Below are 26,505 nucleotides of genomic sequence, written 5' to 3' on the forward strand. Positions count from 1 at the left end.
GGGCGTGCGCTTCGCCCGCGTAATACGGCGCCTGCGGGAGGCCGCCCGGCGGGGCCGGGCGATGCCCGCGACGCTGGCGGTGGCGACCGTCGCCGTCACGGCGCTGTCCGGGTGGCTGACCCTCCAGGTGTACGAGCAGCGCGCCGAGGAGCAGCGGCGCCAGGACATCCTGGCGGCGGCCCGTCAGTCGGCGCTCAACTTCACCTCGCTCGACTACCGGCATTACGACCGGGACAGCGCGAATGTGCTGAAGGGCGCCACCGGTGACTTCAAGGACCAGTTCGCGGCGCAGACCGCGCAGCTGACCAAGCTGGTCGCGGCGAACAAGTCGGTGTCACAGGGCCAGGTGCTGGAGGCGGGTCTCGTCCGCTCCGACGAGCGCAGCGCCCGCGTCCTGGTGGTCGCCGACAGCAAGGTCACCAACACCGCCGCCCCGCAGGGGCAGGCCCGTACCTACCGGCTCCAGCTCGACCTCGTGCACGAGGGCGGGCGCTGGCTGACGTCCGGCGTCGAGTTCGTCGGCTGAGTCGGCCGAGTCGGCTGAAAGGACAACCCTGATGGCGAACACGAGTATCCGCGGCCGCGGTGCCGGCTCCCCCGCCCGCCGCTCCCTGTCCGCGGCCGCCCGCGCGGCGGCCAAGCGCGCCGACCGGGCCGCCCCCGGCACGGCTGTGGTCTCCGGGCGCACCCTGCGGGCCCAGGAGGAGCTGGACGCGCAGGCGCCGGGGCAGGAACCGGACTGGGAGGCCCCGGACTGGGAAGGCCCGGAGGCCCGGGACCCGGACGCGCCGCCGGACGTCGACGAGCCGGACGCCCCTGACCGGCCCAGCGGCCGCCGGCGGGCCGTGCTGTGTGCCGTGCTGGCCCTGGTGGCCGTGGTGGGGCTGGTGGCGTCGGTCCTGCTGGCGCGGGAGTACCGGGACGGGCGGGGCGCCGAGCGGGCGCGGGCGCAGGCGGCGGAGGCGGCGCGGAAGGCGGCGCCGGTCGTGCTGTCGTACGACCACCGGCGGCTGGAGAAGGACTTCGCGGCGGCCCGGGCGCATCTGACCGGCTCGTTCCGCGACGAGTACCGCAGGACGACCACGAGCGTGGTGGCGCCGACGGCGCGGAAGTACCGGGGTGTGGTGAAGGCGTCGGTGGTGGAGCCGCCGGGCGGTGGTGACCCGGCCGTGTCGGTGGTGTCGGCGTCGCCGGACCGGGCGGTGGTCCTGCTCTTTGTGAACCAGATCACCACGAGCACGCAGGTGTCGGGGCCCCGTGTGGACCTGAACCGGGTGCGGATGACCCTCGCGCTCACCTCCGACGGCTGGAAGGTGAGCGCCGTCGACGCGTTGTAGCAGCTTGTGGCGGCGTACAAGCCACCAAGGCGCCTTTCGGGCCATCGCCCGGAAGGCGCCTTTTTTGTGGGCCGTTTTGCGGACCACTCTTGACAGCCCTCCCCCCCTCCAGGCAATCTTCCGTTAAGCAGAAACGAACTTCCGCAATACGGAAGGAGCGCCGAACCCCTCATGGGATACACGGACCAGCGCTTCAATGTGAACTTGTCGATCCTCTTCACGGAACTCCCGCTCCTGGAGCGTCCCGCGGCTGCCGCCGCGGCCGGCTTCACGGCGGTCGAGCTGTGGTGGCCCTGGATCGAGACGCCGACGCCCGACCAGAGCGAGCTCGACGCCCTCAAGAAGGCTCTGGAGGACGCCGGCACCCAGCTGGTCGGCCTGAACTTCTACGCCGGGCAGCTGCCCGGCCCCGACCGCGGCGCCCTGTCCGTCCCCGGTGAGGAGTCGGACCGCTTCCGCGCCAACATCGACGTGGCCGCGGACTTCGCCGCCTCCGTCGGCTGCAAGGCGCTCAACGCCCTGTACGGCAACCGCGTCGACGGCGTCGACCCGGCCGCCCAGGACGAGCTCGCCCTGGAGAACCTGGTCGTGGCGGCCCGCGCGGCCGACCGGATCGGTGCGATCCTGCTGATCGAGGCGCTGAACAAGCCCGAGTCGCCGCGCTACCCGCTGGTGAGCGCCCCGTCCGCGATCGAGGTCGTGGACAAGGTGAACGCGACGACCGGCCTCGGCAACGCCAAGTTCCTCCTCGACATCTACCACCTGTCGATGAACGGCGAGGACGTCAGCCAGGTCATCGAGGCGTACGCCGCCAAGACCGGCCACGTCCAGATCGCCGACAACCCGGGCCGTGGCGCGCCGGGCACCGGCTCGCTGCCGCTGGAGGAGCTGCTCGACCAGCTCAAGAAGGCCGGCTACGACGGCTGGGTCGGCCTGGAGTACAAGGCCGGCGACCGCCCGAGCGCCGAGTCCTTCGACTGGCTCCCGGCCGAGGCCCGCCCGGCCCGCTGACTTTCTTCCGCACCACCAGTTTTGAGAGGCACCCTCATGAGCAATCTCCCCAAGATCGCGTGGATCGGCCTCGGCATCATGGGCTCCCCCATGTCCGAGAACCTGATCAAGGCCGGCTACCAGGTCACCGGTTACACCCTGGAGCAGGACAAGCTGGACCGCCTGGCCAAGGCCGGCGGCACCGCGGCCGGCTCCATCGCCGAGGCCGTCAAGGACGCCGACGTCGTCATCACGATGGTGCCCGCCTCCCCGCAGGTCGAGGCCATCGCGTACGGCCCCGAGGGCATCCTCGACAACGCCAAGTCCGGCGCCCTGCTGATCGACATGTCCTCGATCACCCCGCAGACCTCGGTCGACCTGGCCAAGAACGCCAAGGAGAAGGGCATCCGCGTCCTGGACGCCCCCGTCTCCGGCGGCGAGGCCGGCGCCATCGAGGCGGTACTGTCGATCATGGTCGGTGGCGAGCAGGCCGACTTCGACGAGGCCAAGCCGATCCTCGAGGCCCTCGGCAAGACCATCGTGCTGTGCGGCCCGCACGGCTCCGGCCAGACGGTGAAGGCCGCCAACCAGCTGATCGTCGCGGTCAACATCCAGGCGTGCGCCGAGGCCGTGGTCTTCCTGGAGAAGTCCGGCGTGGACCTCACCGCGGCCCTGGACGTCCTCAACGGCGGTCTGGCCGGCTCCACGGTCCTGACCCGCAAGAAGGACAACTTCCTCAACCGCGACTTCAAGCCCGGCTTCCGGATCGACCTGCACCACAAGGACATGGGCATCGTGACCGACGCCGCCCGCAACGTCGGCGCGGCCCTCCCGGTCGGCGCCGTGGTCGCCCAGCTGGTCGCCTCCCTGCGCGCGCAGGGTGACGGCGGCCTGGACCACTCGGCGCTGCTGCGCGCCGTCGAGCGCCTCTCCGGCTCGCAGGTCTGAGCCTTTCCGGCTCCCCCAGATTTCCGGGCGGCCTCGTCGCTGACACCTGTCCTGTCGCGCCCAGGCGGCGGCGCCGTCCGGAACACCACAGCTTCACTTTCAACAAACTGTTGACGTGAGCTCGAGGGCGTACTTACGCTCCTCGCACCGCCAGCAGCTCCCGTACGTATCGGAAGGTCACGATGTCGAAGCGCGTGCTTACGACCGAGTCCGGCGCCCCTGTCGCCGACAACCAGAACTCCGCCACCGCCGGCGTCGGTGGCCCGCTCCTCCTCCAGGACCAGCACCTGCTGGAGAAGCTCGCCCGCTTCAACCGTGAGCGCATCCCGGAGCGTGTCGTGCACGCCCGCGGTTCCGGCGCGTACGGCTACTTCGAGGTCACCGACGACGTCACCGCCTACACCAAGGCGGACTTCCTGGGCGAGGTCGGCAAGCGCACGGACCTGTTCATCCGCTTCTCGACCGTCGCCGACTCGCTGGGCGGCGCGGACGCGGTCCGCGACCCGCGCGGCTTCGCGGTGAAGTTCTACACCGAAGAGGGCAACTACGACCTCGTCGGCAACAACACCCCGGTGTTCTTCATCAAGGACCCGATCAAGTTCCCCGACTTCATCCACTCGCAGAAGCGCGACCCCTTCACGGGCAAGCAGGAGCCGGACAACGTCTGGGACTTCTGGGCGCACTCCCCCGAGGCGACGCACCAGATCACCTGGCTCATGGGCGACCGCGGCATCCCGGCCTCGTACCGCCACATGAACGGCTACGGCTCGCACACCTACCAGTGGACGAACGCCCAGGGTGAGGCCTTCTTCGTCAAGTACCACTTCAAGACGAACCAGGGCATCCGCTGCCTGTCGTCCGAGCAGGCCGCCGAGGTGGTCGGCAAGGACGCGAACAGCCACCAGACCGACCTGCTCCAGGCCATCGAGCGCGGTGTGAACCCCTCCTGGACCCTGTACGTGCAGATCATGCCGGCGCACGAGGCGGCGGACTACCGCTTCAACCCGTTCGACCTCACCAAGGTGTGGCCGCACGCCGACTACCCGCTGCAGCGCGTGGGCCGCATGGTCCTCGACCGCAACCCGGACAACGTCTTCGCCGAGGTCGAGCAGGCCGCGTTCTCGCCGAACAACTTCGTTCCCGGCATCGGCCCGTCCCCGGACAAGATGCTCCAGGGCCGCCTCTTCGCCTACGCGGACGCCCACCGCTACCGCCTCGGGGTCAACCACACCCAGCTGCCGGTGAACGCCCCGAAGGCGACCGTCGCCGACAACTACGGCCGCGACGGCTTCATGGCCACCCGCAACGGCTCGCGCCACGACAAGAACTACGAGCCCAACTCGTACTCCGGCCCGGCCCAGACCGACGCCGCCCTGTCCGCCCCGCTGGCCGTCGCCGGCTACACGGGCACCCACGCGGCGCCGACCCACGTCAAGGACGACGACTTCTTCCAGGCGGGCGAGCTGTACCGCCTGATGTCGGAGGAGGAGAAGTCCCGCCTCGTGGCGAACATCGCCGGCGGCCTGTCCCAGGTCTCCCGCGAGGACGTCATCGAGAAGAACCTCGCCCACTTCCACGCCGCCGACGCCGACTACGGCAAGCGCGTCGAGGAAGCGGTCCGCGCCCTGCGCGAGGACTGACCTCTTCCGGCGACACCAGACCGCGTACGGCTCCCGACGGGAGGTCGGCAGCCGTACGCAGTCCGCACCGCGGGCCCGGATGAGGGGTGGCCAACGGTACGGACAGCGTGAGGACCGCGGCGGCGAGCGTGCCAGTGCGGTGGTAAGGAATCCCGGCCCCCTTCTTGACCTGAAGGAAGGCCCGGCCGGAACTCCGTCGCCGCCGCCGCGGTCCCAGCGCCACCACTCCCACCTCCCCCCCTTGACCCCCGTCCGGCGGCGCGAACGTCCTGTCGCGCCAGCCTCGCACCGTCGGACGGCTACAACTTCACATCAACAGAAAAAGCCAGAGCGCGGAGTTGGGGTTTACGGTCCCTCAACTCCGCGCTCTTCCTTGTGCCGCCTCCGCCGCCGCGGAACAAGTCCCGGCCGGAACAGCCCCGGGCCGGAACGGAACACGTTCGGGCGGCAGAACCTCCGAATCGCTCACGCGCGCCCACCCCTGGCGGTACGTTCACCATCCCCCACATGCCGCAGAAGTCGAACACCGGGAAGATCGTGGGGTTCGGCTGCCTCGGCATCGTCGGCCTGTTCCTGGTGATCGGCGTCATCGGTGCCGTCCTCGGCGGCAGCACCGAACCGGGCACCAGGAAGTCCGCCGCGCCGGCCGCGAGCAAGCCCGCGTCCGCACCGACGGGCAAGGCGCCGGCCGAGCAGCCCGAGAAACAGTCCGAGGCAGATCAGTTCAAGGCGTTCGTGGCCAGGGACGGCACCGCCGCGGAGAAGAAGGCTGCCGAGCACGTGACGCGAGTGCAGGGCTCCAGCGAGCAGAACAACGTGCTGGACTCCGCCGAGATCCACACCGACTACACCGGCGGACTCCTCGGCCCGCACGGGGGTGAAGGCAAGCTCCTCGCGTCGGTCTTCGCAGAGTGGAAGACCAGCGAGAACGGTCTCGTCACCGTGTACGGCGGCGATGGGGAGATCATCGCCAACGGAAAGTTCTAGGCCTTCCAAAGAAGCGCCGCGCGCTAGCGCAGGTTCACGGCCTCGCCGAACATCACGCAGTCCTCGTTCATGCAGACCGCCGCCCCTCGCCGACGCTCATGCCCTCCCTGGCCCATTGCGGTGGTGTCCTGCTCGCCGAAGACGACCGGCTCGCCGCAGTCCGGGCAGCGTGGTACGTCGCTGCTGTCCTGTGCTTCGGCTTCCTCGCTCATACCTTGACGGTACTTCCGCCGGCCTGGACCGGCCTGTCGACATCCGTCGCAGACGCCTGGCGTCTGCGACGGATCTCTCGGGTGGCAAGGGGGCAGCGAAGGTAGGAAGATACCAAGGGGAGTGTTGAGGAGATGCGATGTCCGGTTCTCATGGGACATTCCACAGAACGCTTCGGGCGTTCCTCGTCGGAGGCCTGCTCACTGCGGCGACCACGGCCCTTTCCCCACTCTCCGCACAAGCAATAACGGGTGGCAACGCCGTCACTGACGACTCTTTCGACTTCGTCGCACACGTCATCCACACCCCCAGCGGGAACAGCTGCACAGGAACCCTCATCACGGCATCCCGTGTACTCACGGCAGCGCACTGTGTGGGCGGTGTGAGCAATGCTCAGGCCAGCGACATGGCTGTTCGCGTCGGGATCAATGTCAGAGGCACCGGAGGGCAGTACAGGCGGGCCTCCTGGATCTGGTCGTACCCCACGTACAAGGGCGCGCACAACGATGTGGCGGTTCTGAGGCTGGAGGCCCCTGTCACCGGAGTGAAAACGGTCCCGTTGGCGCATGGCTCCATGAGGACCCGGTGGGATGGCCAATCCGGCGGTCCTTTTACTCGCTACGACGACGGTATAGCTGTCGGCTGGGGGGTGAACGGGGCCGGCGCGTTGCCCAACCGCCTGCAATTTCGCGGTGTCTACATCAAGCCGGCACAAAAGGACCGCGACGGTCTGAAGATGATTCCCACCGACGGTGGACCCTGCCGAGGGGACAGCGGTGGTCCGCTCCTCATCAGCTTCAAAGGACAGCTTTTCCAGGTGGGCGTGATGAAGGGACAGAACTGCAGTACCACGGCGAGTTACAGTGAGGTCGGGACGGGATATCTGCGGTCCTGGGTCTTGTCCAAACTGTAGGGTTTTCAGCGGTGTGGTTCACATCGACGCCCGCGTGAACAGCGCTGTTCCCAGTCGCAGTTGACGCGGCGCCGGCCGGCCGCACAGCACGGCACAGCAGCAGGCCCGGCGAGGTCAGCGCATGGACGAACGCCGGGACGAACGCCGAGCGGCAGTCCGCATCGAGCCCTTCAACGACTACGTCGCTGAGTTCCCGACGACCTGATCGCCCCGCCCCCGGTCCCGTACGGGGACAGCGTGCGCGGTGACGGATCCTGACGTCCTGGCCCGCCGGACCGGTCCGCAGGAGGGTGACTGTCAGTGGTGCCTCCTACTGTGGAGACCGTCCTTACCCGCGCTGCTGGCTGCCGCGTGCTGCGGACCGGTCGGCCCCGCCCGGAACAGCGCCCGGGTGGGGCCGTCTGCGGGTTGACCGGGGTCAGTCGTCGAGCAGTCGCCAGGTGGTGGTTCGAACCCCAGGGCCCTCGCGAGCTGTTCGAGTACCAGCGGGAGCGATGCGCCGTCAGCCGGACGACGGGTCGATCAGTTTCTCCAGGGCCCTCCTCACCGCCTCGTACGCCGCTGCCGACATCTCGTCCGGTGCCTGCTGCTCCTGCCGGCGTGCCCAGTCCCGGGTGACCCGGATACGGCGGAGCAGTTCGTCCGCGTCCACAACGTCTGCCATGGGGGCCGGGTACCCCGATTCCGGGACACCTCGCATGGATGTCGGTTACGCAGGGTGGGTAAAACCACGACGGGACGTACACCAACCGTGTACCTGTCAAGAGCTCCGGGAAGGGGGACCATGGCGTGGTATCCCGCCGCGACCCGCATGGAGTTGCAGCCCGAGTCGGACGGTCAGCCGGCGATCCGGCCCACCCAGTTCATCCTGCACAGCATCGCCGCTCCCTGGACCGCGCGCCGGATGTACGAGTACTGGCGTGACTCTTCGAACCTCGAGTCCCACTTCGGACTGGGGTACGAGGGCGACCTCGCGCAGTACATCGGCACCGAGACCCGCGCGGACGCCAACTACCAGGCCAACCGTCGCCCCGACGGTACCGGGGCGGTGTCCATCGAGACGGCGTCCAATCTGCAGCACACCGACCCCTGGACCGAGAAGCAGGTCGAGCAGCTGATCCGGCTCGGGGTGTGGCTGCACCGGCGGCACGGCATCCCGCTGCGGATCTGCCGCAGCGCGTCCGACCCCGGCTACGGCTACCACCGGCTGCACGCCGCGTGGTCGAGCGGTGGTACGGCCTGCCCCGGCGACGCCCGGGTGCGCCAGTTCAAGAACGTCGTCTTCCCGGGGATCGTGGCCCGGGCGAGCGGCCAGTCACAGGAGGACCCCATGCCGACCGTCATCAACGAGAGCCAGTCGGGCGGCCCGGCCCTGGTGGCCGGCACGTACAAGCAGCTGGCCATGGCCAACGACGCCGCGCTGCTCCAGGGCCCGTGCGCCTACTCGGCGACCGCGTACGCCACGGTCAAGGGCCAGGCCGGTACGCGCGTCGTCATGCGCTTCCAGGACTACCACCTCACCACCAAGCACCGGTCCCTCGACCTGCCCATCGACTGCGGCACCATCGGCCCGGACGGCGTGCTGAACGTGGCGGTCACGCGCAACGGCGTCCTGGACACCAATGAGGTGTTACGGGTCGAGATCAAGGCCGACCGCGCCGCCAGCGTGACCTGGCGGGTGCTGCGCGCCCTGCGCTGGTCCTCCTGAAGGGCTGAAGGGCTGAGGGGCTGAAGGGCACACAACGCGAAGGGCCCCCGTCCCGGGGTTCCGGGGCGGGGGCCGTTCACGGTGCGGGTCAGACCAGCGGGCGGATCGCCGTCGGGGCGTGGCCCGGCTCGGTGGCGATCTCCTCGAACTCGGTCACATTGCTCATGTCGACCGTCTTGCTCATCGCGATGTTGGTGATGCGCTCCAGGATGGCCTCGACGACCACCGGGACCTGGTGCTCGGCGGCGAGCTTCTTGGCCTCCTCCAGGGCGGCACCCAGCTCGTTCGGGTCGGTGACCCGGATGGCCTTGACGCCCAGGCCCTCGGCGACCTTGACGTGGTCGACGCCGTAGACGCCGATCTCCGGGGTGTTGATGTTCTCGAACTCCAGGTTGACCTGGAAGTTGATGTCCAGGTTGACCTGCGCCTGACGGATCAGACCGAGGTAGGCGTTGTTCACGAGGACGTGGACGTAGGGGACCTTGTGCTGGGCGGCGACCGCCAGCTCCTCGATCATGAACTGGAAGTCGTAGTCGCCCGAGAGCGCGACGATCGGGGTCTCCGGGTCGGCGACGGCGGCACCGATCGCGGCCGGGATGGTCCAGCCGAGCGGGCCCGCCTGGCCGCAGTTGATCCAGTGACGCGGCCGGTAGACGTGCAGGAACTGCGCGGCGGCGATCTGGGAGAGGCCGATGGTGGTGACGTAACGCGTCTCCGGGCCGAAGGCCTTGTTCATCTCCTCGTACACGCGCTGCGGCTTCATCGGGATGTTGTCGAAGTGCGTGCGGCGCTGGAGGGTGCCCTTGCGCTCCTGCGCGGAGGCGGCCCAGGCGGAGAAGTCCGGCAGCTTGCCCTCGGACTTGAGCTCCTTGGCGACCTCGATGAAGAGCTCCAGGGCGGCCTTGGCGTCGGAGGCGATGCCGTAGTCCGGGGCGAAGATCTTGCCGATCTGGGTGGGCTCGATGTCGACGTGGACGAACTTCCGGCCCTTGGTGTACGCCTCCATGTTGTAACCGGTGTGGCGGTTGGCCCAGCGGTTGCCGATGCCGAGGACGAAGTCCGACTCCAGGAAGGTCGCGTTGCCGTAGCGGTGCGCGGTCTGGACGCCGACCATGCCGGCGCTCAGCTCGTGGTCGTCCGGGATGGTGCCCCAGCCCATCAGGGTGGAGATGACCGGGACGCCGGTCAGCTCCGCGAACTCGACCAGCAGGTCGGAGGCGTCGGCGTTGATGATGCCGCCACCGGCGACGATCAGCGGCCGCTCGGACTCCAGCAGGAACCGGATGGCCTTCTCGGCCTGGGCACGGGTGGCCTTCGGCTGGTAGACCGGCAGCGGCTCGTACGTCTCGGGGTCGAAGTCGATCTCGGCCAGCTGGACGTCGATCGGCAGGTCGATGAGGACCGGGCCGGGACGGCCGGAGCGCATCAGGTGGAAGGCCTGCTGGAAGACGCCCGGGACCTGCGCGGGCTCCAGGACGGTCGTCGCGGCCTTGGTGACCGGCTTGGCGATCGACGCGATGTCGACGGCCTGGAAGTCCTCCTTGTGGAGCTTCGAGACCGGGGCCTGGCCGGTGATGCACAGGATCGGGATCGAGTCCGCGATCGCGGAGTACAGGCCGGTGATCATGTCGGTGCCGGCCGGGCCGGAGGTGCCGATGCAGACACCGATGTTGCCGGCTTTGGCGCGGGTGTAACCCTCGGCCATGTGGGAGGCGCCCTCGACGTGGCGGGCGAGCGTGTGGTTGATCCCGCCGCCCTCCTTGAGGGCCTTGTAGAACGGGTTGATCGCCGCGCCCGGCACACCGAACGCGTTGGTGACGCCTTCGCGCTTGAGGATCTCAACTGCCGCTCGGGCGGCGGTCATACGAGGCATTGGGTGCTCCTGCTTCGGCCAGCGGATTCGTGCTCTGTCGCGCCACCTGAGAGCTTCGATTCCGTAATGCGGAAGTGTAGTTCTGCTATATGGAAGTAATCTAGGGGGCGGAAGAGATGCAGTCAAGGGATGGCCGAAGTCCCTCCCCAAGAGCTCGCTCCTGGTGGACGATGGGTGACGGACCGAAAGGGGTCATACGTGGGAGAGAACGTCCCGGTACGCTGCCCGGCCTGCCGCCGGGCGCACGCCTACGCGCCGCCGGTCTACCCGTGCCCGTGCGGCGCCCCCGTCGTCCCTCCCCTGCTCAAGGGCGCCCCCGCCGAGCCGATCACCCACCGGACCTGGACCGACGAGTGGGTCACCGTCCGCTGCGCGGCGTGCGGGCGCCAGGACCAGTGGCCGCAGCCCGAGCTCGGCTGCCCGTGCGGCATGGTGCTGCGCGTCCCGGTACGGCCGGTGACCGCCGTACCGCCGCAGCCACCGCCGGCGTCACCGTCACCGCCCGGATCCGGCCCGGCGGGTCCACCGCCCGCGGCGACCGCCTCCACGACCGGGGTGTCGACGGTGCCCGCCCACATGCCGCTGCCGCGCACCGCCCCGGTACCGCGGCCCTCCTTCCGGCCGGTGACCATCCGCACCGCGCGCGACGCGGTCACCGCCGCCGCGCTCTACCTCCGCTGGCTCGGCTTCCGCGATGTCGTCCAGCCGGAGGAACGGCCCGGGAGCGGGAACGGGCCGGGGTCCTGGGGCGGGTACGGGGCGGGGTCCGGGTTCGGCATCGACCTGCGCGGCCCCGGGCTGGTCGCCTAGGTCGACCCCACCACCCGGCCCACGTCCCTGCGGGCCGTCGAGTGCCTGTGGCTGAGCGGCCTCGCGGCGTCGGCGACGAGCGTGTCGTTCTCGCTCGCGGGATACGAGGAGAGGGCACGCGTCCGCGCCGACCGGCTGCGGCTGCCGCTGTTCGTCATGGACCTCACCGGCACCCCGCAGCCCCTCAACGGCGCCGCCGACGAACTCGTCGCCCGGGGCGCGTGACGCCCCCGGCGGCCGTCCCTCACATCGGGCTCTATCGGGCTCTGAAGTGCGCGCTTCGTCGACGCGTGGGGGCTCGACGGAGCGGCCCGCGCGACGCTGCTACGAGGGATACGGACACGGCGCGGTACGCGGCCGGCGGCCGGCCTCCCGCCGCAGGAGGCCGCGCTGCCGCGGGGCGGTGCCGTGGCGGCGAGGCGGGAGGGTGCTCAGGGCCCCGGACCCGCTGCGGTACGCCCCGCACGGCCCGTACACCAGCACGGTCGCCTGACGCTCACGCGAGGTCCGCCTCGGTGTACTCGTCCGTCGCCCCCGCCGCCGTACGCTCGCGCAGCTCGATCCGGCGGATCTTGCCCGACACGGTCTTGGGCAGCTCGGCGAACTCGATGCGGCGGATGCGCTTGTACGGGGCGAGGACCGCGCGCGAGTGGGCGAACAGCGCCTTCGCCGTCTCCGGGCCCGGCTCCCAGCCGTCGGCGAGCACGATGTACGCCTTGGGCACCGCGAGCCGGACCGGGTCGGGCGCCGGGACGACCGCCGCCTCCGCCACCGCCTCGTGCTCCAGCAGCGCGCTCTCCAGCTCGAACGGCGAGATCTTGTAGTCGGAAGCCTTGAAGACATCGTCTCGCCGGCCCACATACGTCACGTATCCGTCGGCGTCGCGCGAGCCGATGTCGCCGGTGCGGTAGTAGCCGTCGGCCATCGCCTCGGCCGTACGGTCCGGGTCGCCGTGGTAGCCGGTCATCACGCCCACGGGGTCGGTGGACAGGTCGACGGCGATCTCGCCCTCCGCCGCGCCCGGCTTCCCCGTCACCGGGTCGAGCAGCTCGATGCGGAAGCCGGGGCTGGGCCGCCCCATGGACCCGGCCTTCAGCAGCTGGCCGGGGCTGTTGGAGACCTGGACGGCCGTCTCGGTCTGTCCGAAGCCGTCCCGGATGGTCACGCCCCATTCGCGCCGTACGGTCTCGATCACCTCGGGGTTCAGCGGCTCACCGGCTGCGACGGCCTCCCTGGGCGGGGTGCGCAGCGCGGACAGGTCGGCCTGGATGAGCATCCGCCACACGGTGGGCGGGGCGCAGAAGCTGGTGACGCCGTGCCGGTCCATCTCGGCCATCAGGCGGGCGGCGTCGAAGCGCGTGTAGTTGTGGATGAAGACGGTCGCCTCGGCGTTCCAGGGCGCGAAGAGGTTCGACCAGGCGTGCTTGGCCCATCCGGGTGAGGAGATGTTGAGGTGGACGTCGCCCGGCTTGAGGCCGATCCAGTACATCGTCGACAGGTGGCCGATGGGGTATGAGGTGTGGGTGTGCTCGACGAGCTTGGGGCGGGCGGTGGTGCCGGAGGTGAAGTACAGCATCAGCGGGTCGTCGGCCCGGGTCTCCCCCGTCGGCTCGAACGGCCCGCAGGCCCCGTAGGCGTCCTCGTACGCGATCCAGTGCGGGACACGGGCGCCGACCGCGATCGGGGTGTAGTCCCCCGGCACGTCGTCGAACTTCGGCGTGTCCTCGGCGCGCACGATCACATGACGGGCCCGGCCGCGCTCGATGCGGTCGGCGAGGTCGGCGGGGCCGAGCAGCGGGGTCGCGGGGATGACGACGGCGCGCAGTTTCATCGCGGCGAGGGCGGTCTCCCACAGTTCGACCTGGTTGCCGAGCATGACCACGATCCGGTCCCCGGGGCGGACGCCCAGCCCCCGCAGCCAGTTTGCGACCCGGTCGGAGCGGTCGGACAGCTCGGCGAAGGAGAGACGGGTCCGGGTGCCGTCCTCCTCGACGATGTGCAGCGCCGTCGCGTCGTTGCCCGCCGCGATGACGTCGAACCAGTCGAGCGCCCAGTTGAACCGGGCGGGCCGGGGCCAGGTGAAGCCGTCGTACGCCCTCTCGTAGTCCTCCCGGTGCCGCAGCAGGAAGTCCCGGGCCGCCCGGAACTCCTCGGTCGCGCCGCTTTCCGCCATGTGTCCTCCTCGTTGCCGCGCAGTGCGGGACCGGTCGCCGCCATCGTGTGAGCGGCGCCCAGGTCTCCCTACCCCCGGACGGGGGCGAAGGAGCGGGTACGCGCGGCCCTGTTGTCCTGACCCTCGCGGTGCTCGGCTCGCGGTGCCTAGGGTGAGGGCCATGGTGTCCACAGACCGCGTGCCGGCCTTCGCGGCCATGTCGCTGCTCGTGATCGTGATCCCTGGCCCGAGCGTGCTGTTCGTGATCGGCCGCGCCCTCGCGCACGGCCGCCGGACGGCGATGGCGACGGTGCTGGGCAATGTCGTCGGCTCGTACGTCCTGGTGGTGGCCGTGGCCCTCGGGGTCGGGGCGGCGGTCGAACGGTCGGTGGTCGTGTTCATGGCGGTGAAGCTGGCGGGTGCGGCGTATCTGGTCTTCCTCGGGGTGCAGGCGTTCCGGCACCGCAAGGAGATGAAGGCGGCCATGCTGAACGCGCCTCCGCCGGCCGCGTCGCGCGGTGACCTGCGCACTCTGCTGGACGGCGTCGTGGTGGGCGTCACGAACCCGAAGGGCATCGTCTTCTTCGCGGCTGTACTGCCCCAGTTCGTGGACCACGCGGCCGGTCAGGTGGCGGTCCAGATGCTGCTGCTGGGCCTGGTCCCCATCTGCATCGGCCTGGTCACCGACACCCTGTGGGGCCTGGGCGCGGCGGCGGCCCGCAACTGGTTCGCCCGCTCGGACCGCCGCCTGTCGATGGTGGGCGGGGCGGGCGGTTTCGCGATGATCGGCCTGGGCGTGACGGTGGCGGCGACGGGACGCGCGGACTAGAACGTACCGAACCGCACCTCGCACGCCTTCTGCGGGACCATCGCCGTCATCGTCCGCCCCGCCTCCTCCGCCAGGGCGGCGCGCTGCTCATGGGTGAGCTCCCCGAACGGCTGCACCGTCACGGTCGCCGTGTCCTTCGTCTCCTCCAGGCGCCAGATGCCCGCGAGGAACCCGTCGACGAGGAAGGTGCGGTACGCCTGGTTGCCCTTCCAGGTGCGGTCCTTGTACTCCTTCGGTACGACGCGGGTGCGGTCGGCGTGCGAGAGCAGCAGGTTGTCGAACTCGGGCAGGAAGCGCGGCGGTGCCGGGGTGTCCGGGTCGGGGCGGGGTGCGTCGGGCAGGTCGAAGAGTTCGGTGCCGTACGCGTCCTGGAAGGTGAGGAGCCGGGGCCTCAGCCGTTCGAAGGCGTCGCGCAGCCGGGTCAGGCCCGACCAGGTCTGCATGTCCTTGACGGAGGCCGGGCCGAAGGCGGCGAGGTAGCGCAGCACGGCCTCGTCCGGGGTGGCCGGCTCGGCGGGCCCGCCCAGCCACACCTCGGCGGTGGTGAGGGCCACCTGGCCGCTGCGTCCCCACAGGCCGCGCGGGGTGACCTGGACCAGCGGCAGCAGGCAGCGGGCGGCGACGGTCAGGGCGAGCGGATCGGCGTCCGGCCACTCTTTCAGCAGCGCCTCGCGGATCTCCTTCGGCGTACGGGGCCGCTCCTCCACCAGGTCGCGGCTGATGGCCATGAGCCGCTCCAGGTCCACCCCGACCAGTCCCTTGCGGAAGACGCCGACCTCCCGGTCGCGCGCGGCCTGGACGAACGGGCGCAGGGCCAGGACGTCGTCGGCGGTGTGGGTGTGGATGGTGGACCGCATGGTGACGATCCGGGCCACCTCGCGGGCCTCCATCAGCGCGGACAGCTCCTCGGGGCGGAAGCCTTCGAGGCGGGCGGCGAGGGCGTAGTAGGGCGGCTTGGTGTTCTGGGCCTGGAGGCCGACGAGGTGGGAGACGGCGTGCTTCGCCGGCATGGGGGTACGACGCAGCAGGAGCTGCCGTGCCAGGGTGGCGCGGTTGAGGGCGCGGGCGGAGAGCACGGGCTTCTTCTGGGAGACCATGCTCGGCACGTTACGCACCCTTGGGGACAGGTGTTGTCCTCAATACGATCCGGTGCCCCTGCAATGCCGGGGCAAACCGGGACGTATATGGTTCGACCCGGGAGGTGAGACCCGTATGACCCTGCCCTCGAAGAAGCCGAACTGGCGCCGGCGCTCCACGGCCCCGGCGCCCGCCGCCGAACAGGCACCGTCCGTCGCGCCCGTTGCCCCGTCCCCCGACCGGGGCAGTGTGGTCCAGGCGTCCCTCTACCGGGACGGCCGCAAGGTCTCCTCCCCCGGCACGCTCGCCGATACCTTCCGCCAGTTGCGCGAGGAGCCGGACGGCATGGCCTGGATAGGGCTCCATCGCCCCTCGGAGGCGGAACTCCTCTCTCTGGCAGCCGAGTTCGACCTCCACGAGCTGGCCGTCGAGGACGCCATGGAGGCCCACCAGCGCCCGAAGCTGGAACGGTACGGCGACACCCTCTTCGTCGTGCTGCGCGCCGCCCGCTACCTCGACGCCCAGGAGGAGGTCGACTTCGGCGAGCTCCACGTCTTCCTCGGCGCGGACTTCCTCATCACGGTCCGGCACGGCGCGGCCCCCGACCTCTCCGCCGTACGCCGCCGCATGGAGGAGACCCCCGAACTCCTGGCCCTCGGCCCGGAAGCGGTGCTGTACGCCATCCTCGACGCGGTCGTCGACGGCTACGCCCCGGTGGTGGCGGGCGTACAGAACGACATCGACGAGATCGAGACGGAGGTCTTCCGGGGCGACCCGGAGGTGTCCCGCCGCATCTACGAACTCTCCCGCGAAATGGTCGAGTTCCAGCGCGCCACCCGCCCCCTGGTCGGCATGCTCCACGGGCTGATGGCCGGCTTCGCCAAGTACGGCACGGACGAGGAACTTCAGCGCCACCTGAGGGACGTCGCCGACCACGTCACCCACACCAGCGAACGCGTGGACGGCTTCCGCCAGGCCCTCACCGAAATCCTCACGGTCAACGCGACCCTTGTCACCCAACAACAGAACGCGGAGATGCGGGCGCTGGCGGAGGCGGGCTTCGCCCAGAACGAGGAGATCAAGAAGATCTCGTCCTGGGCGGCCATTCTCTTCGCACCCACACTGGTCGGCACGATCTACGGCATGAACTTCGACCACATGCCGGAGCTGCACTGGGTGTACGGATATCCGTTCGCGATGGTGCTGATGGCGGTGGTGTGTACGAGCCTGTACGTGGTCTTCAAGAGGCGGGACTGGCTATAGAAATGGGGCTGGAAGCACCAATCGGATTCGCATCAGCGAACGCTACGGAACGGCCGTTCTGGCCCTCTGGGGAGAGTCTGGGGAGAATGCGCCGCGCGGCCGCCCCAGTCGCTCCTCTCGCGCCGACCTTGTTCCACGTCTACGGGCGCAGCCGCCCTCATCGGCGCATAGCTACGCAATGCAACGACAGGTGAAAGCCGAAAAGGTCCGCCGACTCCGTCGGCGGACCCTCACGCAAGATCCAGGCCAAGCCACGGACCATGTCGTTACCACCGCGCCAGGGAACGCTGTCTGGTCACGTACCCCCGGATTCCCAAGCCGGTCCCGACCAGTGTGAGCAGGGCTCCGGAGGCCGCCAGTGCCGACAGCACCAGCGGCACGGCCCGTTCGGCTCGGACACGACCGAGCACATCGGAGGCCGCGATGCTGCCCGACTGCTCTTCGAGGAAGTAGCGCGAGTCATTCGCGTTGGGCCGGTTGTCGCCAAGAAGGAACAGCCGCCCGTCCGGCACGGTCACCGCGTACGGTGCGCCTGTAGTGCCGGAGTTGTCGCGCGTCACGTACGGTTCGTCGATCTGCTTGCCGTTCACCACGACCCGCGTACCGTCGGTGGACTCCACGCGGTCTCCGCCCAGGCCGATCACGCGCTGTAGGGCCGGTGCGTCCCCATAGCGGCCCGGCACGCTGACGAGGACGACGTCGCCTCGGCGTATTTCGCCTGCGTCGACCCGCTCTATGGCCAGCCGCTCGCCCGGACGGTAGGTGGGCTGCATCGCGTCGCCTGCGACGGTGATCTGTTCCCGGTCCAGGTCACCGGTGGCCCCGATTCCTCCCATGGCTCCCAGCAACAGCACCAACCCCAGCGGGACCAGCACCCAGGCGGCGACTCCGAGTACACGGCCCGCACGTTCCGACGGCACCAACACCCCTCCCTGTCTGTCTCTGCTCAAGTGCCGTCGACCGAGCGGCTCGGACGGAACGTCGGGTCAAGGCCGTACTCTGCGATACCGAAAGGCTTGAATTCCTTGTCCGCGAGGACCCGGTACAGGAATTCCGAGGTCGACATTTCATACCTGCACCACTCGCCGACATCCCCTCGCGCCAGAATGCAATATTCACCCGGACGCTGTGCGTCGATAAGCCAGCAGTACTGATCAGACCATTCCGTCGAAGCCCAGGTGACAAAACCCTTGCCACCCGGCGCGTAAACCGGGTACGGATCACCGTCTCCACTTACGGAAAGGGTTGCCTGCCACCGCATGAGGAGATTGAACATGGGACCTTCCATGTTCCCGAGAAAGGACACGGAATCACAGAACGTGCCTCCGCCAAAAGCTTCGCACAGCTCCTTGTAGTCGGCCGGCAGCGGAATTTGCAGCTCCCTCTCGGCCTCAGCCCAGTCGACAGAGTGCGCCGACGGCTCCCAGCCGGCGAAATCGATGACACGCTGCACCCACATAGAGAATCCTTTCGGAAGGGCGGGGTGCAGGCAGGCCTCGGGAATGATACCCGCCTGCACCCCTGGAGATCCAGCTTACCGATCTAGGGCTGGAGCCCCGAAGGTGTATTCCAGATCGTAATGGGATCGGCTGGCACTTCCCCGGTATCCAGGTTCAGCCAGTTAATCGTCAGATAGTCGGGAGCGCCGTTCTTTCCGGTGTAGTGAGCGGTCACCTCGTAGTAGACCGTCTGCCCAGCGTTCACCATCTTGGCGATCTTGTCCTCTTCCGACCTCATCTGAACCTGATTGGGCGTAGCGTACAAGCTCACCAGGTTCCGCCGGTCTGTGCCGGTGCCACCGAGCTGATTGCCCAGCAGGTGGCCACGGTTCATGTCCTGACCCTCCACGAAACCAGGGGTCCAGGTTTCGGGGTATTTCCTCATGGGCCGCGGAACCGGGCTTCCCGCGATCATGGAGTCGGAATTGCCCATGGTCTGACCCTTGTAGTTGATCCAGCTGAAGTCGCCCTTGTTGAGGCAGGCCCGCACCCCCTGCGCCCGGTCGTACTTGTCGAGAGGCTGGTAGAACACCGAGCTCTCGTCATCCTCGCAGGAGTCCTGTGTGAACGGGAATCGTGATGCTCCCGGAACCCAGTCCCACTGCCCGTCGGGCTCCACGAGCCGGCCCTTGCTGAGGTCACCCGTGTAGTCGGACTCGTACCCGTTGGGGGCCGTCTCGGTGTTCCATCCGACGCCGTCGAGGAAGACGTCGGCGGCGGTCTTCCAACCGCCCCCCACCTTCTTGACACCGCCGACAGCGACATCCCCGATCGTGTCGAGAGCGTCGCCGCACCAGTCACAGCCGAAGATGTGGCCGTCCAGCTCGACGAAGCTGGTGGGGTTTCCGCCGGTGAAGGAGTACCGGTTTCCGGTGTACGGATCGGAACCGAGACCCATGTCCGCCAGGGCACCGTTGTACATGTCCCGGGTGGTGAACCGGTTGAGCCCGGGGTTGTAGTCCCGGAAACCCATGTCGTAGGTGCCGGAGTTGGCGTCCCACCGCTTCGCGTTGTAACGGTAGGGGTTGTACGCCTCCTTGGTCGGGTCGCCGGCGTCGGGCTTGTCGATACCGGTGAACTCGGACTCGTCGTCCGAGCCATAGGCCGTGTAGCCGTAGGTGGACTTGGAGTTGCCGTCCTTGTCGGTCAGCGTCTCGACGTCGGTGTGCGAGTTGTAGCCGTAGTAGCCGTCCTCGCCGGTGCCGTCGGTGTTGTGCTTGACCTGGGAGAGGCGCTCGCCCCACGGGCTGTACTGGTACGACTTCGTCAGTGCGCCGGCGACCTCCTCACCGAGCACCTCGGTCGACAGACCCAGGTAGGTGAAGTCGGTGGTCTTGCCGTCGGCCGTCTTGGACGCCGTACGGTCCAGCGGGTCGAAGGTGTACTTGGTGGACTTCAGCGTGCCCGCGTCGTCCATCTTCTGGGATTCGACGACGTGATCGAATCCGTCGTACACCGAGCGTTCGATGACCTTGCCGCCACCGGTGACGGACTCCTGGCGACCGAACGGGTCGTAGTTGTACGTGGCCGTCGAGCCGCCCACCGTCGCGGAGACCAGCCGATTGCGGTCATAGGTGTACGTCGTGGACGTGCCCTTGACCGTCTGGCTGACGACGTTGGCGTTGTCGTCGTGGACGTACGTCTCGGTGCCCGCACCGTTACCGGTCTTGACCGACTTGGCGAGCCGGTTCGCGGGGTCGTAGGTGTAGTCCGTGGTCGACTCGAGATAGGCCGAGTTGTTGTCGGCGTTCATCTTCTTCGCGATGTCCTGCGCCTTGTTCCCGTTGGGGTCGTAGGCGTAGGTGTGCGAGGAGACGAGCGTGCCGTTCGGCTTCTTCTCGACGGCCGTCTTGACCGCACCACTGAGGTAGTAGGTGTAGTCGACGGTGTTCTTGTTGTTCTTGGTCTCCTGGAGCTTCAGACCACGGTCGGTGTACGTGTACGAGGTCACCTTCGGCGAGCCGTCCGTGGACGACTTGCCGACCGAGACGGTCTTGACCAGATCCCGCAGATCGTAGGTGTACTTGGAGAACTGGTCCGGATGTGTGATCGTCTCCGGCTTGCCGTTGACGTCGTACGTGTACGACGTCGAGTTCTGCTCCGCCCCGGCGAGCGCTTCGGTGACCTTGGCGACCTGGTTGAGGCCGGTGTAGACGACCGTGTAGGCGTCGATCCTGGCACCGGAGGAGGTGTCGTCGATCGAGGTCAGGTTGCCGTTGGCGTCGTAGGCGTAGGCGAAGGACCTCTTCTCGGAGTCCGTCTCGCCGGCCGTGTCACGCACCAGCCTCACGCCGTCGGCGACGACGATGCCGCCGCTGTTCTGCTCCAGCTTCAGCTTGGCGTCATTGCCCTGCTTGAGGCTGTACGAGCCGAGCGAGACCCAGGTGCCGGTGGCGGCGTTCTGGTCCTTCGTGACCGACGGGTGCGTGGTGGTGCCCTGCGACAGCGTGTACTTCGCCGTCGTGGCCGCGCCCGTCACCTTCGGGTACTTCACGTACGCGGTGTACGTGCCGTCCTTGGGGATGTTGAGCGTCCACGTGAAGGCATCCGTGCCCGTACCGGCCGTGTGCGTGCGGTGGTCGTAGCCGTGCTGCCCGGCGATGTCACCCTTCGCCCAGGTACCGGTCGAGGAGGTGTGCTGGCTGTCGGAGTTGTCCACCAGGACCACCGACTTGCCCACCGGCACACCGTCGTCCGCCTTGGACTTCAGCTTGCCGTCGGGGTAGTACGACCACGTCATGGTGCGGTCCGAGGAGCCGCCCGCCGAGGTGAGCGTGCGGGCCTTCTGCTGCCCGAGCTCGGTGTAGTCGTAGGTGGTGGCGATGTCCCACGGGTCGGTGGACTTCCTCGTCCAGCCGTTGTCGAAGTACTCGAAGACCGTGTCGTTGCGGACCGTCTGGCCCTCGGACGGCGGCAGCGACTTCTTCGCCACGCGGCCCACCGCGTCGTACACGGTCTGTGTGTAGACGTTCGGGCTGTTGTAACGGGAGTCGGCCGGGTCGTACGGCTGGAACTGCTTGACCGGGCGGTTCAGCGCGTCATACTCGGTGCGCGAGACGAAGTCGTCCGTGGCCGCCGTGGCCGTGCCACGCGGGGAGATGACCTTGGTGGTGTTGCCGACCTGGTCGTACTCGTACTGGGTCTTGCGGAACGTGGTCCCCTCGTAGGGGGTCCGGACCTCCTTCTTCTTTCCGCGCTCGTCGTAGTCGACGTAGGTGATGTTGCCCTCGGCGTCCTTGGTCTGGATGACCAGGGAGTCCTTGTCGTAGGTCGTCGTGCTGGACTTGCCGGCGGCGTCCGTGACCGTGGTGACCCGGTGGTTCAGGTCGTAGGCGGTCTTGGTCAGGTAGTCGGCCGTGTCCGTCGTGGCGTTCTTCCTCGGATCGACGATCCGGGTGACGTTGCCGACGTTGTCGTACTCGTACGAGATCCGGTGCTGCGCGGAGTTCGCCACGGAGGTGAGCTGGTAGATCTCGTCGAACGTGTTGGTGGTGACGTGGTCGGTGGCGTCGCCGGTGGTCAGTACACCCTTGGGCTCGGTCGTCGTCTTGAGGTTGCCGACCTTGTCGTAGCTGTAGACCGTCTTGCGCTCGGCTGAAGTGGCGGTGTCCTTCGGCGCGGAGTCCGAGGTGATCTGGTCGGCCGCGTCGTAGACCGCCGTGGAAACTGCACCGTTGGGCGCCGTCGCCTTGGTGACGTTGTCGTTGGCGTCGTACTCAGGCGCCGACAGCGTGATCAGGTCTCCGGCCGCCTGGTCCTTCGGCACGACCTTGGTCAGCGGACGTCCGAAGGTGTCGTACGTCTGCGTGGTCTTCTTGCCCAGCGCGTCGGTGGTCTCGCGGACCTGGCCGCGCTCGTCGTAGACGAACGACGTGGCCTTGCCCAACGCGTCGGTGATCTTGGCCGGGTAGCCCGCCGGACCGAACTCGCTGTTGGTCGTCGGGTTGCCGTTGGCGTCGATCACCTTGGTCAGCTGACCGTACGCGTCGTATTCGTACGTGGTGGTGTAGTCGTCCGCCGTCGTGGTCGCGACGCCCTTGGGGTCGGTGACCGTCTTCAGGCTGCCGAACGAGTCATAGCCGAACTGCCACTTGCGGCCCTCGGGCGAGGTCTTGGTGAACAGGTCGGCGGAGAAGCCGTCCAGACGGGTCTGGTAGCTGTACTGCTGCGAGTTCGCCGGGTACGTGCCCGGGGCGCAGTCCGAGGACGGCGGGACGCCGCCCTTGTTGTTCTCCGCGTCGCGCGACCAAAGGGGGTAGCCCGTCTTCTGGTCGTAGCAGTACGCGGTCTTGGCCCCGTTGGCCTCCTCCATGTACGTGACGTTGTTGTCGGCGTCCCACGAAAGCTTGGTGACCTGGGACTTGGCGTTGGTCGTCTGGACCGGGCGGCCGAAGTCGTCGGTCACGTAGTCCGTGGCGTGCGCCTCGGCGTCGGTCACCTTGGTGTCGGTGAACTTGGGGTTCGTCGTGTTCGCCTTGTACGCGAAGCCGGTGAGGAAACCGAGACGGTCGGTGATCGTCTTGGTCCACCAGTGGTACTTCGGGTCGTCCCCGGCCTGCGGGGCGTAGTACGCCAGGTTGGTGGCGTTGCCGCGCGGGTCGGTGGCCTTGACGAGCTTGACGTTCTTGTTGCCCTGCGTCGCGTCGTAGGTGAACGTGAACACCTTTGGCTGCGTCGAGCCCACACCGTCCGTGAACTGCCCGAGCAGGCCCTTGGTGGTGTAGTGGAACTCGATCTTCCGGCCGGAGACGTCGGTCACCGAGCGGATGTGGTCGTAGATCTTCGAGTTGTTCAGCGCACCGGCGTCGGTGGTGAGGACCCCGGAGTCATTGACGTACTGGTAGCCGGACTGGCCCTTGGTCCAGTAGTCGACCGTGAGGGTCTGCCGACCGGCCGGGTCGGTGATGTACTTGAGGAACTTGGTCGGCTTGTTGTTGGACTTGCGTTCCTCGTAGGTGAACGTCTGCGTGTTGCCGTTCTTGTCGACCGTGGACGCCAGGTAGCCGTCGCAGCCGAAGAGGAAACGTGTGCCGTCGGGACGGGTGAGCGTCCAGGCGTCCGGGACCGGGTCCTTGGTGGGCTTGCAGTCCAGGCCGGCCTTCATCGTGACCTTGTAGTGGACGCCCGCCGGGGCCTTCCACGTGCCGTCCGCCTGCTTGCGGAAGACGTGCGTGGTGCCGTCGCCGTCCGGGAGACGGATCTCGGTCGGGTTGGGGTTGGGGTGGAAGTCCAGCGGCGCGCCGAGCCGGATGGGGCCCGCGAACTGGAACGACCAGCCGTGGCCGGCGACCGTGTCCGAGGTGTCCTGGCTGTTGTACGCGAAGCGGGCGAAGGTGCTCAGTCCGCGGCCGGGGTTGGTGAAGGCGTTGTACTGCCACACGCCGTTTCCGGAGGCCAGGTTGCTCATGAAGTTCGAACCGGCGCCGGTGTTCTTGCCGGCGTAGGAGTAGAACTTCTCCATGCCCAGCGTGTTCGAGGTCGGATCCTCCACCGCCACGTTCTGCTTCAGCGAGGGGATGCCGCCGGTGCCGGTGGAGAGCCAGGTGCCGTCGGCAATCTTGCGGACGTCCCAGCCGAGGACGTACTCGTTGCGCTTGTTGCCGTTGTCGGAGTTGATCGGCGTCTTGACCTGCGCCTGGATCGTCGCCGACTGGCCCGGCAGCAAGGCCGGGATCGCCGTCTTCAGCTGGTTGCCGCCGGTGGTGACGTCCGTGCCGTCGGGGAGCTTCCAGGTGTAGGACAGCTCCCGCTCACCGGCCGCCCACGCGGTGGCGGTGGTGTTGGTGACGGTGAAGTCCACCGTGTAGGTGGAGTTCGGCGTCATCCGGGCCGGGGTCGTCGGCGCGTAGTACGTGTCCTCGGTGGTCGCGTCGACGTAGATGACCTGCATGTACGGGCGCAGCTGCGGGTCGGCGGCCTCGGCCGACAGGAACAGGGTGCGCTCCTGGGGGCCGGTGGCGGACTCGTCCTTGAGCTTGACGGCCACGCCCTTGTTGTTGGCGGGGGTCTTGACCCAGGACTTCATCAGTCCGGTGGCGTCCCACCAGTGGCGGCCGACCTCGTCGGTGATCTGCGGGACGGTGTCGGCGACGGTGGCGGACATGTCGCCGCCCGGGGTGGTCCAGGCGGTGGTGGCGTTGGCGTTGTTCCAGGTCGCCGTCGTCTCGTCGAAGTCGCGGGTCAGGGAGTGGAGCTCGTAGACGGCTCCGTTGCTGGTGCTGGTGGTCTCCGCGCCCCACATGTAGAAGGTGTTCTGCAGCACCGTGGCGGTGGTGGGGATGTCGCTGGTGGGGAACTTCAGCACGGCACGGGTCTTGCCGTACGTGGAGGAGTTGTTGCCCACGCTCAGCCACGTCTGCCCGATGTCCCAGGACTTGATCTTGTCCTGGTTGGTGGTGGGCTGGGCGGAGGAGAGGGTGGTGTCGGTCTGACCCGCCTGGATGATCTTCATCGTCCGGCCGGCCTTGGGGATGCCGACGACCCGGGTGGGTGAGCCGAGCAGCTCGCCGCCCTTGGTCTTGACCGCCAGCTGGTAGTAGTACGACTTGCCGATCTCGGCGGTGCTGGAGTCCGGGGTGGGGACGGCGGTGGTGTCTGTGTACGTCGTCGCGCTCGCCGGGATGGGGGCGATCAGCGTGGCGGCGGACGGGGTGAACACCTGCTGCGTGGAGCGGTGCAGCTGGTACTCGACGATGTCCAGGCCGCTGTCACCGGTGGTGTTGCTGTACTTGGCCCACGACAGCTCCGGACCGGTGGAGTGCACCACGGTCGGCGAGTTCAGCGCGGCGCCGACCTTGCCGTAGGTGACGGTCAGGCGCGGGTAGGTGGAGGTCTCGCCGCCGTAGTCGTTGCCGTCGGCCGCCTCGTAGCGCGGACCACCGGTCGGCGCGGTCGACGACTCGTCGGTGGCCTTCAGCACGAAACCGTGGTTGGTGGCGGTGCCCGAGACCCACTTCTGGACCGTGTCGGTGACCGGGAACTTGTGCCACTGGTTGTACTCGCCGGTGTTCTTCACGATCGACGCCGGATTCACCAGCCGGACCGCGTCGGCGAGAGTACGGGTGGTGGCCGAACCCGTGTCACCCAGGACGATCTTGCCCGCGGTGCCCTTGGAGAAGTACCGCTGCGTCGCGTCCAGCGTCTTCCACGTGGCGCCGGACCCGGTCTGGTTGACCGTATAGCTGTTGGTGCCGTCCCGGTGGGTGACGGTGTACGGCGCGGCCGTGGCCGCGTCGGAGGCGGCCGGGTAGTGCACGTCGACGCGGTAGCTCGCGGTCTCCGGCACCTTCGGCTGCCAGGTGTACGTCTCACCGGTCGCGGTGTTCTTGTTGTACGCGTAGTCGCCGCCGATGGCCGCGCTCGTGGAGCCCTTGGGCCACTCGCCGACCGCCGCCGTACCCGCGTCACCGTCGTCCTGCTGGACGCTGGTGCCCGACAGCTCACCGACCAGCGTGCTGGTGTTGGACCAGGTCGCCGTCGACTCCGCCCACGACCCGGTCGCCCGGTAGGCGCCGATCGTGACGTCGTTGCCGTTGGTGGTGTGCGCCTGGTCGAAGTACATCTCCAGGCGGGCGGTGTCGATGTCGACACCCGCCGGGATCTCGTCGATCGGGAACTTGATCAACGACCGCGCGATACCGGTGTCCGTCTTGCCGGCCGACAGCTTCCAGGTGGTGTTGAAGTTCACCCCCGCCTGGTCCGACAGCACCATCGCGTCCTGCGACTGCGACGCGTTCGGCGTGATGGTGATCGTCGGGTCGATGACGACCGGGTACTGGCGCTCCTTCGCCGCAAGCCACGAGGCGTCCGGGGTGACGGTGAGCGTCCAGCCCTTGCCGTTCTTGGCACGGGCCAGCTTCTGGGTGACCTTGGTGCTGTACGTGCCGCCGGTCGGCGACAGGGCGTCCTTCTTCGCGTCCGTCATGTACGGCGCGGGGATCACCATCACCGGCGTCTGCGGCGCCTCGCCGAACAGCGCGATCGAGCCGTCCCCCCGCACCTGCGGCGTCAGGCCCTCGGTGTCCAGCGTGAAGGTGAACGACACCGGTCCGGCCGGATGCTCGGCCAGGACGATGTTCTCCTTCACCTGCCCGGCACCGACGACGTACTGGAGATCGGCCCCGCCCACGGCGCCCTTGTAGGTGACCGTGGAGCCCTTCGCCTCCGGCTTCAGCGCCGCCTTCGCGCCCTGGAGGCCCAGCGTGACCGAACGGCCGTCGGGAGCCTCGTACCGCAGCAGCTTGTCGGGGCTTCCGCCGAACGAACTGCG

Annotated in this window: 18 protein-coding genes and 1 pseudogene; 11 read left to right on the forward strand and 8 right to left on the reverse strand. The window is 68.5% G+C overall.

Annotated features, from left to right (window positions below):
- Nucleotides 1-61: 61 nt before the first annotated feature.
- From AMK26_RS14575 to AMK26_RS14600, 6 genes are all read left to right on the forward strand, one after another.
- The gene (locus AMK26_RS14575; RefSeq protein ID WP_241837897.1) at nucleotides 62-526 is read left to right on the forward strand and encodes a hypothetical protein; all 465 of its coding nucleotides are present in this window, start codon (nucleotides 62-64) and stop codon (nucleotides 524-526) included.
- 31 nt (nucleotides 527-557) lie between these two features.
- A complete protein-coding gene (locus AMK26_RS14580) occupies nucleotides 558-1,337 on the forward strand; it encodes a hypothetical protein (RefSeq protein ID WP_073755044.1) in 780 nt (259 codons plus the stop codon).
- Between the two features lie 171 nt (nucleotides 1,338-1,508).
- A complete protein-coding gene (locus AMK26_RS14585) occupies nucleotides 1,509-2,348 on the forward strand; it encodes a TIM barrel protein (protein ID WP_073755045.1) in 840 nt (279 codons plus the stop codon).
- Between the two features lie 36 nt (nucleotides 2,349-2,384).
- Nucleotides 2,385-3,275: a 2-hydroxy-3-oxopropionate reductase gene (locus AMK26_RS14590; protein ID WP_073755046.1), complete on the forward strand. Its 891-nt coding sequence runs from the start codon at nucleotides 2,385-2,387 to the stop codon at nucleotides 3,273-3,275.
- Nucleotides 3,276-3,457: 182 nt separating this feature from the next.
- A complete protein-coding gene (locus AMK26_RS14595; protein ID WP_073755047.1) occupies nucleotides 3,458-4,915 on the forward strand; it encodes a catalase in 1,458 nt (485 codons plus the stop codon).
- A gap of 507 nt (nucleotides 4,916-5,422) precedes the next feature.
- Complete coding sequence (locus AMK26_RS14600) at nucleotides 5,423-5,902, forward strand: hypothetical protein (RefSeq protein WP_073755048.1); 480 nt, start codon at nucleotides 5,423-5,425, stop codon at nucleotides 5,900-5,902.
- 23 nt (nucleotides 5,903-5,925) lie between these two features.
- Here AMK26_RS14600 and AMK26_RS14605 read toward each other — a convergent pair whose 3' ends face one another.
- Nucleotides 5,926-6,114 (reverse strand): hypothetical protein, encoded by a 189-nt coding sequence (locus AMK26_RS14605; RefSeq protein ID WP_073755049.1) that lies wholly within the window; start codon nucleotides 6,112-6,114, stop codon nucleotides 5,926-5,928.
- 137 nt (nucleotides 6,115-6,251) lie between these two features.
- On the opposite strand from AMK26_RS14605, the gene AMK26_RS14610 reads away from it, so the two are divergent.
- The gene (locus tag AMK26_RS14610; RefSeq protein ID WP_073755050.1) at nucleotides 6,252-7,025 is read left to right on the forward strand and encodes a S1 family peptidase; all 774 of its coding nucleotides are present in this window, start codon (nucleotides 6,252-6,254) and stop codon (nucleotides 7,023-7,025) included.
- A gap of 502 nt (nucleotides 7,026-7,527) precedes the next feature.
- Here AMK26_RS14610 and AMK26_RS37275 read toward each other — a convergent pair.
- Nucleotides 7,528-7,689, reverse strand: coding sequence for a hypothetical protein (locus AMK26_RS37275; RefSeq protein ID WP_198944067.1), 162 nt, complete (start codon nucleotides 7,687-7,689; stop codon nucleotides 7,528-7,530).
- A 120-nt stretch (nucleotides 7,690-7,809) separates the two neighbouring features.
- Here AMK26_RS37275 and AMK26_RS14615 point away from each other — a divergent pair, with 120 nt between their 5' ends.
- Nucleotides 7,810-8,733 carry a peptidoglycan recognition protein family protein gene (locus AMK26_RS14615; RefSeq protein ID WP_073755051.1) on the forward strand — a complete coding sequence of 308 codons (924 nt, stop codon included), beginning with the start codon at nucleotides 7,810-7,812 and terminating at the stop codon, nucleotides 8,731-8,733.
- Between the two features lie 88 nt (nucleotides 8,734-8,821).
- Here AMK26_RS14615 and gcl read toward each other — a convergent pair whose 3' ends face one another.
- Nucleotides 8,822-10,597: a glyoxylate carboligase gene (gcl, locus tag AMK26_RS14620; protein WP_073755052.1), complete on the reverse strand. Its 1,776-nt coding sequence runs from the start codon at nucleotides 10,595-10,597 to the stop codon at nucleotides 8,822-8,824.
- A gap of 207 nt (nucleotides 10,598-10,804) precedes the next feature.
- Here gcl and AMK26_RS14625 point away from each other — a divergent pair.
- Nucleotides 10,805-11,641: pseudogene (locus AMK26_RS14625) on the forward strand (hypothetical protein).
- A 271-nt stretch (nucleotides 11,642-11,912) separates the two neighbouring features.
- Here AMK26_RS14625 and AMK26_RS14630 read toward each other — a convergent pair.
- Entirely contained in the window at nucleotides 11,913-13,589 is a 1,677-nt protein-coding gene (locus AMK26_RS14630; RefSeq protein ID WP_073755053.1) for an AMP-binding protein, read from the reverse strand.
- A 160-nt stretch (nucleotides 13,590-13,749) separates the two neighbouring features.
- On the opposite strand from AMK26_RS14630, the gene AMK26_RS14635 reads away from it, so the two are divergent.
- Complete coding sequence (locus tag AMK26_RS14635) at nucleotides 13,750-14,397, forward strand: LysE family translocator (RefSeq protein WP_073755054.1); 648 nt, start codon at nucleotides 13,750-13,752, stop codon at nucleotides 14,395-14,397.
- Here AMK26_RS14635 and AMK26_RS14640 read toward each other — a convergent pair.
- Entirely contained in the window at nucleotides 14,394-15,494 is a 1,101-nt protein-coding gene (locus AMK26_RS14640; RefSeq protein ID WP_073755055.1) for a winged helix DNA-binding domain-containing protein, read from the reverse strand. The genes AMK26_RS14635 and AMK26_RS14640 overlap by 4 nt on opposite strands.
- Nucleotides 15,495-15,609: 115 nt before the next feature.
- Here AMK26_RS14640 and AMK26_RS14645 point away from each other — a divergent pair, with 115 nt between their 5' ends.
- Complete coding sequence (locus tag AMK26_RS14645; RefSeq protein ID WP_073755056.1) at nucleotides 15,610-16,737, forward strand: magnesium and cobalt transport protein CorA; 1,128 nt, start codon at nucleotides 15,610-15,612, stop codon at nucleotides 16,735-16,737.
- A gap of 266 nt (nucleotides 16,738-17,003) precedes the next feature.
- On the opposite strand, the gene lepB is transcribed toward AMK26_RS14645, so the two are convergent.
- The 3 genes from lepB to AMK26_RS14665 form a co-directional block, all read right to left on the reverse strand.
- Complete coding sequence (gene lepB / locus AMK26_RS14650) at nucleotides 17,004-17,612, reverse strand: signal peptidase I (RefSeq protein WP_241837898.1); 609 nt, start codon at nucleotides 17,610-17,612, stop codon at nucleotides 17,004-17,006.
- A 71-nt stretch (nucleotides 17,613-17,683) separates the two neighbouring features.
- A complete protein-coding gene (locus AMK26_RS14655) occupies nucleotides 17,684-18,190 on the reverse strand; it encodes an SMI1/KNR4 family protein (protein WP_158071117.1) in 507 nt (168 codons plus the stop codon).
- An 89-nt stretch (nucleotides 18,191-18,279) separates the two neighbouring features.
- A complete protein-coding gene (locus tag AMK26_RS14665) occupies nucleotides 18,280-25,947 on the reverse strand; it encodes a golvesin C-terminal-like domain-containing protein (RefSeq protein WP_443333165.1) in 7,668 nt (2,555 codons plus the stop codon).
- Nucleotides 25,948-26,505 lie beyond the last annotated feature (558 nt).

This window comes from Streptomyces sp. CB03234 (genome assembly GCF_001905885.1).
Taxonomy (GTDB): Bacteria; Actinomycetota; Actinomycetes; order Streptomycetales; family Streptomycetaceae; genus Streptomyces.

Coding starts and splice junctions, on each gene's coding strand:
- AMK26_RS14575 (WP_241837897.1), top strand. CDS start 62: ATGCCCGCGACGCTGGCGGTGGCGACCGTCGCCGTCACGGCGCTGTCC.
- AMK26_RS14580 (WP_073755044.1), top strand. CDS start 558: ATGGCGAACACGAGTATCCGCGGCCGCGGTGCCGGCTCCCCCGCCCGC.
- AMK26_RS14585 (WP_073755045.1), top strand. CDS start 1,509: ATGGGATACACGGACCAGCGCTTCAATGTGAACTTGTCGATCCTCTTC.
- AMK26_RS14590 (WP_073755046.1), top strand. CDS start 2,385: ATGAGCAATCTCCCCAAGATCGCGTGGATCGGCCTCGGCATCATGGGC.
- AMK26_RS14595 (WP_073755047.1), top strand. CDS start 3,458: ATGTCGAAGCGCGTGCTTACGACCGAGTCCGGCGCCCCTGTCGCCGAC.
- AMK26_RS14600 (WP_073755048.1), top strand. CDS start 5,423: ATGCCGCAGAAGTCGAACACCGGGAAGATCGTGGGGTTCGGCTGCCTC.
- AMK26_RS14605 (WP_073755049.1), bottom strand. CDS start 6,114: ATGAGCGAGGAAGCCGAAGCACAGGACAGCAGCGACGTACCACGCTGC.
- AMK26_RS14610 (WP_073755050.1), top strand. CDS start 6,252: ATGTCCGGTTCTCATGGGACATTCCACAGAACGCTTCGGGCGTTCCTC.
- AMK26_RS37275 (WP_198944067.1), bottom strand. CDS start 7,689: ATGGCAGACGTTGTGGACGCGGACGAACTGCTCCGCCGTATCCGGGTC.
- AMK26_RS14615 (WP_073755051.1), top strand. CDS start 7,810: ATGGCGTGGTATCCCGCCGCGACCCGCATGGAGTTGCAGCCCGAGTCG.
- gcl (WP_073755052.1), bottom strand. CDS start 10,597: ATGACCGCCGCCCGAGCGGCAGTTGAGATCCTCAAGCGCGAAGGCGTC.
- AMK26_RS14630 (WP_073755053.1), bottom strand. CDS start 13,589: ATGGCGGAAAGCGGCGCGACCGAGGAGTTCCGGGCGGCCCGGGACTTC.
- AMK26_RS14635 (WP_073755054.1), top strand. CDS start 13,750: ATGGTGTCCACAGACCGCGTGCCGGCCTTCGCGGCCATGTCGCTGCTC.
- AMK26_RS14640 (WP_073755055.1), bottom strand. CDS start 15,494: ATGGTCTCCCAGAAGAAGCCCGTGCTCTCCGCCCGCGCCCTCAACCGC.
- AMK26_RS14645 (WP_073755056.1), top strand. CDS start 15,610: ATGACCCTGCCCTCGAAGAAGCCGAACTGGCGCCGGCGCTCCACGGCC.
- AMK26_RS14665 (WP_443333165.1), bottom strand. CDS start 25,947: ATGGTGCTGTCGGACCAGGCGGGGGTGAACTTCAACACCACCTGGAAG.